Source organism: Klebsiella sp. MS 92-3 (assembly GCF_000195655.1).
Taxonomy (GTDB): Bacteria; Pseudomonadota; Gammaproteobacteria; order Enterobacterales; family Enterobacteriaceae; genus Klebsiella; species Klebsiella pneumoniae.
This window is the reverse complement of record NZ_GL882739.1, coordinates 33,676-40,189: the sequence shown is the minus strand read 5'-3', so window position 1 is coordinate 40,189 and position 6,514 is coordinate 33,676. Positions and strand designations below refer to the sequence as shown.

At 56.9% G+C, this 6,514-nt stretch carries 7 protein-coding genes and 1 pseudogene; 3 read left to right on the top strand and 5 right to left on the bottom strand.

Going from position 1 to position 6,514, the window contains the following annotated elements; all coding sequences use genetic code 11:
- Window positions 1–51: 51 nt before the first annotated feature.
- The 4 genes from HMPREF9538_RS23020 to mutY all read right to left on the bottom strand — a co-directional run bounded on the left by HMPREF9538_RS23020 (window position 52) and on the right by mutY (window position 3,991).
- On the bottom strand, window positions 52–1,305 hold the full coding sequence (locus HMPREF9538_RS23020; RefSeq protein WP_004144787.1) for a nucleoside permease: 1,254 nt from the start codon (window positions 1,303–1,305) through the stop codon (window positions 52–54).
- A gap of 191 nt (window positions 1,306–1,496) precedes the next feature.
- On the bottom strand, window positions 1,497–2,579 hold the full coding sequence (gene mltC, locus HMPREF9538_RS23025; RefSeq protein WP_002916629.1) for a membrane-bound lytic murein transglycosylase MltC: 1,083 nt from the start codon (window positions 2,577–2,579) through the stop codon (window positions 1,497–1,499).
- Between the two features lie 49 nt (window positions 2,580–2,628).
- Window positions 2,629–2,904, bottom strand: coding sequence for an oxidative damage protection protein (locus HMPREF9538_RS23030; RefSeq protein ID WP_004105744.1), 276 nt, complete (start codon window positions 2,902–2,904; stop codon window positions 2,629–2,631).
- 28 nt (window positions 2,905–2,932) lie between these two features.
- Window positions 2,933–3,991: an A/G-specific adenine glycosylase gene (mutY, locus tag HMPREF9538_RS23035; RefSeq protein ID WP_009484133.1), complete on the bottom strand. Its 1,059-nt coding sequence runs from the start codon at window positions 3,989–3,991 to the stop codon at window positions 2,933–2,935.
- A gap of 136 nt (window positions 3,992–4,127) precedes the next feature.
- On the opposite strand from mutY, the gene trmB reads away from it, so the two are divergent.
- From trmB to HMPREF9538_RS23050, 3 genes are read left to right on the top strand one after another with little or no spacing between them, the layout of a single operon-like run.
- Complete coding sequence (gene trmB, locus HMPREF9538_RS23040; protein ID WP_002916627.1) at window positions 4,128–4,847, top strand: tRNA (guanosine(46)-N7)-methyltransferase TrmB; 720 nt, start codon at window positions 4,128–4,130, stop codon at window positions 4,845–4,847.
- Window positions 4,847–5,173, top strand: coding sequence for a YggL family protein (locus tag HMPREF9538_RS23045; RefSeq protein WP_002916620.1), 327 nt, complete (start codon window positions 4,847–4,849; stop codon window positions 5,171–5,173). The genes trmB and HMPREF9538_RS23045 overlap by 1 nt, the downstream gene beginning before the upstream one ends.
- 50 nt (window positions 5,174–5,223) lie before the next feature.
- Entirely contained in the window at window positions 5,224–5,943 is a 720-nt protein-coding gene (locus tag HMPREF9538_RS23050) for a DUF2884 domain-containing protein (protein WP_009484132.1), read from the top strand.
- Between the two features lie 40 nt (window positions 5,944–5,983).
- On the opposite strand, the pseudogene HMPREF9538_RS23055 reads toward HMPREF9538_RS23050, so the two are convergent.
- Window positions 5,984–6,514 (bottom strand): annotated as a pseudogene (locus HMPREF9538_RS23055) (YggW family oxidoreductase); the annotation flags it as partial.

Genomic DNA, 6,514 nt, shown 5'->3' with positions numbered 1-6,514 from the left:
AAAAAAAAAACCCCCCCCGGCGGGGGGGGGGGGGCGTTTTACTTTTGCCGATCACACGCTCTGCTGGGCGGCGGTCGGTTGTCTGACGTGTTTGTATTTGAACAGCGCCACGAAGGCAAAGGCCAGCACCAGCGAATAGCCGGCGAAAATCAGCCACACGCTCTGCCAGTCAGTGATCCCCTCGACGGTAAAGTGTTCGACGACTTTGCCGCTCACCATCCCGCCGAGAATACAGCCGAAGCCGTTGGTCATCATCAGGAACATCCCCTGAGCGCTGGCGCGGATTTCCGGGCGCACCTCTTTCTCAACGAACACCGAACCGGAGATGTTAAAGAAGTCGAAGGCGCAGCCGTAGACGATCATCGACAGCACCAGCAGTACAGTGCCGAACGGCGTCGGGTCGCCAAAGGCGAACAGGCCGAAGCGCAGCATCCACGCCACAATACTGATAAGCATCACGTTCTTAATGCCGTAGCGGCTAAGGAAGAATGGGATGGTCAGGATAAACAGCGTTTCGGAAATCTGCGAAATCGACATCAGCACTGACGCGTGCTCGACGATAAAGCTGCCGGCAAACAGCGGATCTTTATCGAAGCTGTGCAGGAAGGTGTTACCGAACATGTTAGTGATTTGCAGCTCGGCGCCGAGCATCATCGAGAAGATAAAGAAGATAGCCATACGCTTGTTTTTAAACAGCGCAAAAGCGTTCAGGCCGAGCATCTCCGTCCAGCTTTGATTGCGCTGGGCGTTGGCGACCGGAATATGCGGCAGCGTCAGGGTGAACAGAGTCAGCAGGACCGACAGCGTCGCGCCAATGTACAGCTGCATATGGCTCAGTTCAAAGCCGGAGAAGCTCACGCCCCACATGGCGAGGATAAAGCCGATGGTGCCCCAGATACGAATTGGCGGGAAATCGGTGACAATATCCAGCCCCGCCGACTGCAGGCGGTAGTAGGAGATGGTATTGATCAAGCCAAGCGTCGGCATATAGGCCAGCGAGTTAAGCAGGATCACGAGGAACATCTCGCCCGGCGTGGTGACCTGCGCCGCGAGGTACAGCGTTAACGCGCCGACCAGGTGGCAGATGGCGTATACCCATTTGGCGCTGATCCACTTATCGGCGACGATGCCGAGCAGCGTCGGCATCAACACCGCGGCGATACCGAGCGAGCTATACACTGCGCCGATTGCCGCGCCGTCAAACTTCAGCGTGACAAACATGTACGAGCCAAGCGTGGTGAGCCAGCTCCCCCAAAGGCAGAACTGCAGGAACGACAGTATTTTGAGCTGCAGCTTAAGATTCATGTAGTTATCCTCACGAATGTGGGCTTGTTATGTTTTTAAAATAACATTAATCCCGTTATTTTGATGCGATTCTATCATTCACTAGCTTAATGCTTCTGTTAACTGCCGCAGAAAACCGAAAGATATTACAGAGTATGGCGGAGAATAAGCGCGGCCTCAGCGCGGGGCTGAGGCCGGAGTCGGGAGGAGGGCTATTTACGGCGGTAGCTTTTCTGCGCCGTATTAACTTTGTACAGATAGCGGCGCGATTCCGCCGACGGATGGCGGGTGGTCAGCGTCTGGTAGACGTCCCCTGGCGCCATGCTGTTGATAATATTGGCCGCCTGCACTTTATCGCTGGAGAAGACCCGCAGTACGCTGCCGGCGCCGCCGTTATAGGCAGTGATCACCGCGTAGCGACGCGAGGTGGGGTTATCGATGCCGGCGAGGTAAACATTGTTCAGCATCGCCAGGTAGGCGGTACCGGTGTCGATGTTATTCGCCGGGTCAAACAGATAACTGCGGCTTGGCAGGCCGGATTTACCCTGGGAGCGGAAGACGTCTCTGCCGGCGCTGTGCTGGACCACCTGCATCAGCCCCATGGCGTCGGCATGGCTGACCGCATAGGGGTTAAAGGAGGATTCGGTCTGCATAATCGCGAGGATCAGCGACTCATCAACCCCATACTTACGCGAGGCCTGACGCACCATGCCGAGGTATTTATGCGCACGTTTGTCGAGGTGGTTCGGCACCAGGTTAATGGTGATGCTGTAGACCACGCGCAGGCCGTTGTTGCGGCTCTTCAGACGGGTTTGCAGCAGATAGTCGGCAAAGCGCGCGGCGCGCCACTCCCAGCGAATCGACGCCCCGGTGTTATCCACCACCTGGCCATAGAGGAACGGCTCTTTGGAGATCTGGATGTCATCGACATCGGAATAGAGGTCAATGGAGTTGGGGTCATCGCCCATCAACAGGGTTTTGACGATCGCCTGGCGCAGTCGTCCGCGAGGGTCGGTGCCGGCAATGGTCTCGACGGTGATCGTCCCTTCATCGAAGTTGATGTGGCTGCGGGTTTGATACTGGTCGGTGTACTTGACGTAGTCCTTTGGCCCGGCGAGCAGGACTTCGTTGTACCCCCAAATGTTCTCGATGTTGTGGGCGAACTGGCCCATCAAAATATCGAATCCGTTCGTGTCCTTGACCCAGGCCTCGTTGTATTCGGCGCCTTTTTTATTGGAGCTGGAACACGAAACGAGCAACGGCGCAATCAGCGCGAGCGCTAAGTATTTTTTCATCATTCCGGGCGTGCGTGTTGTGTTTGTTTTTTTAAAGGCCGCAGGGCCCTTACTGTTTTTCCGGCGGCGTGTAGCCTTCGATGTGCACGTCTTTCCCTTCAAACAGGAACTGCACCATCTCCTGCTCAAGCAGTTTGCGGTGCTCCGGGTTCATCATGCTGAGCTTTTTCTCGTTGATCAGCATGGTCTGCTTGTGCTGCCACTGCGCCCAGGCTTCTTTGGAGATTTCGTTGTAAATACGCTTTCCGAGCTCGCCCGGATACAGCTGGAAATCCTGGCCGTCCGCTTCACGCTGCAGGAAGGTACAAAAAATGGTTCTGCTCATAATTAATCCTCTTTGATAGCCGAAAAATTTATACCGGCGCTCCGGCTTTTAGCTGTTGCAACAAGCGCTCCACGGGGGCCGCCAGACCGACCGACGGCGGCTGCGCTAAGTTATACCAGAGTGCGTTGCCTTCATCCATGCATGCGCCAGATGAGTGCACTGTAAGCCACATCGGCACAATATCCAGGTGGAAATGGCTGAAAGTGTGGCGAAAAGCGGTTAATTGCGTCAGATTATCGGCCTTAATCTGGCGCTGCGCCAGCCACTCGCGTAGCTCCGCTTCGTCTGCAAACTGCGGAAAACAGAACAACCCGCCCCACAGACCCACCGGCGGACGCTGGGAAAGAAACACCTCGTCGCCGTGCTGCATCAGCAGGAAGTAGCCGGTGCGTTCCGGGAGGGTCTGCTTCGGTTTTTTGCCCGGATATTCCGCCCATGAATGGTTCGCGTAGGCCACGCAGCCGTTGCTCAGCGGACACAGCTCGCACTTCGGCTTCGAGCGGGTGCAAACCATTGCCCCGAGATCCATCATCGCCTGGTTGAAGCGCTCGACGCCCTCTGCCGGGGTGACCTCTTCGCTGATGTCCCACAGCCGTTTTTCCACCTCTTTTTTCCCCGGCCAGCCGCTGACAGCATAGCAGCGGGCGAGCACGCGCTTCACGTTGCCGTCGAGAATCGGATAATGCTGACCGAGCGAAAGGGATAAAATCGCCCCCGCCGTTGAGCGCCCGACGCCGGGTAGCGCCGCCACTTCGTCAAAGGTCCGGGGGAATTCCCCGCCGTGCAGTGTGGTGACTTGCTGCGCGGCTTTATGTAAGTTGCGCGCCCGCGCGTAGTAGCCCAGACCGGTCCACAGATGCAGCACTTCATCCAGCGGCGCGTTGGCGAGATCCACCACCGTGGGGAAACGCGCCATAAAGCGTTCAAAATAGGGGATTACCGTGGTCACCTGGGTTTGTTGCAACATCACTTCGGAGAGCCATACTTTGTAGGGCGTCTTGGCGATTTGCCAGGGCAGGGTTTTACGCCCGTATTTGTCGTACCAGTCCAGAACCTGGGCTGAAAATTGCGTGGCGAGAAAAGTCAAAGCTACGGCTCCGGGATCGCGATTACAGGGGGGCAGATTGCAGCATAAGGGCGAGTGGCTGTAAACCCTTGCATCCGCCGGGTAACTTTGGATAATGCCCGTTTTCCGAACACATTCACAAGCAGACCAAACTTTTATGAAAAACGACGTCATCTCTCCGGAATTCGATGAAAACGGTCGCCCGCTACGCCGTATTCGTAGCTTCGTCCGTCGCCAGGGCCGCCTGACGAAAGGGCAGCAGCATGCGCTGGATAACATTTGGCCGGTGATGGGCGTTGAATTCAACGATGCGCCGCTCGATTTCGCCGCCCTGTTTGGCCGTGACGCGCCGGTCACCTTAGAAATTGGCTTCGGGATGGGCGCCTCGCTGGTGGCGATGGCGAAAGCCAAACCGGAACAGAATTTCCTCGGCATTGAAGTACACTCCCCGGGCGTTGGCGCTTGTCTGGCTTCCGCGGAAGAAGAAGGCGTACAAAACCTGCGCGTAATGTGTCACGATGCGGTGGAAGTGCTGCATACCATGATCCCGGATAACTCGCTGAATATGGTGCAACTGTTTTTCCCTGATCCGTGGCATAAAGCGCGTCATAATAAACGTCGTATCGTGCAGCCGCCTTTCGCTGAGCTGGTGAAAAGCAAGTTGAAGCTCGGCGGCGTCTTCCATATGGCGACCGACTGGGAAGCTTATGCCGTGCATATGCTGGAAGTCATGTCCTCGCTGGAAGGCTATCGTAACCAGTCGGCAAGCAACGATTACGTACCGCGCCCGGAATCGCGCCCGGTAACCAAATTTGAACAGCGTGGCCATCGTCTCGGCCACGGCGTATGGGACTTAATGTTCGAGAGGGTGAAATAATGGCCAAGAATCGTAGCCGTCGTCTGCGTAAAAAAATGCATATCGATGAGTTTCAGGAGTTAGGCTTCTCCGTCGCCTGGCGTTTCCCGGAAGGGACCAGCGAAGAGCAGATCGACCAGACGGTCAACGATCTGATCGAAGAGGTGATAGAGCCGAACAAGCTGGCCTTCGACGGCAGCGGTTATCTCTCCTGGGAAGGGCTCATCTGCATGCAGGAGATTGGTAAGTGCACTGAAGAGCATCAGGCTATCGTACGCAAATGGCTGGAAGCGCGTAAGTTAGAGGATGTGCGCACCAGCGAACTTTTTGACGTCTGGTGGGACTAAGTTTGACAAGGGTCGGCAATTGCCGGCCCGTTTTGTCTTAAGGGAGTTTTATGATGCGTAAAACGCTGCTGGCGGTGGCGCTCTCCGTCACCGCTTTGTCTGCCCATGCGGACTACCAGTGTAGCGTCACGCCGCGTGACGATGTGATCCTCAGCCCGCAGCAGGTGCAGGTGAAAGGGGAAAACGGCGATCTGGTGATAAAGCCGGACGGCAATCTGACCTTTAACGGCAAGGCCTATGCGCTCAGCGCCGCCCAGCGCGAACAGGCGCAGGATTATCAGGCCAGCCTGCGCAGCAGCCTGCCGTGGATTGACCAAGGCGCGCGTTCGCGAGTCGAAAAAAGCCGCAAGGCGCTGGATAAAATCATTACCGAACAGGTTGGCGCCAACAGCAGCATGCACGGTCGCCTGACCAAACTGGACGCGCAGCTGAAAGAACAGATGAACCGCATTATCGAACGTCGCAGCGATGGCCTGACTTTCCACTATAAAGCTATCGACCAGGTACGCGCCGATGGCCAGCAGCTGGTGAATCAGGCGATGGGCGGCATTCTGCAGGACAGCATTAACGAGATGGGGGCGAAAGCGGTGCTCAAAGGCGGCGGTAATCCGCTACAGGGCATTCTCGGCAGCCTCGGCGGCCTGCAAACGGCGATTCAGGAGGAATGGAAAAACCAGGAGGCCGATTTCCAGCAGTTTGGTAAGGACGTCTGCAGCCGGGTGGTATCGCTGGAGGACAGCCGCAAAGCGCTGGTTGGCTCGCTGAAATAATGCCATGGCGGTCCGCTTCCCGGCAGGACCGCCGCTGCGTTTACTCGTTCAGAAACAACTCAAGCAGGGAATTCAGGAACAGCTTACCGTGCTCGGTAATCTGCCAGTTCTGCTCGTCTTCCTGCAGGTAGCCCTGGGCTATCGCCGCGTCCAGCTGCGGGCGGATCGCCGCTTCCTCAAGTCCGGTATAGCGGCTAAATTCAGCGCGCGGCGCGGCCTCCAGCAGGCGAAAACGGTTCATAAAGAACTCAAACGGTTTATCCGCTTCTTCCACATCATGCTGACGCTCAAGGTAACGGCCTTCCATATACCCGCGCGGGTGGCGGGTTTTGGCGGTTCGCAGAATGCGTCCGTCAGGGAAGGTGATCTTGCCGTGCGCGCCGCAGCCGATGCCGAGGTAGTCGCCAAAGCGCCAGTAGTTGAGATTATGCTGACACTGGAAGCCTGGCTTAGCATAGGCGGACGTCTCGTACTGCTGATAGCCGGCGGCGCTCAGCAGCTGATGCCCCTGCTCGAAAATATCCCATAGCGCGTCGTCATCCGGCAGCACCGGCGGCCGGGGGGCGCACAA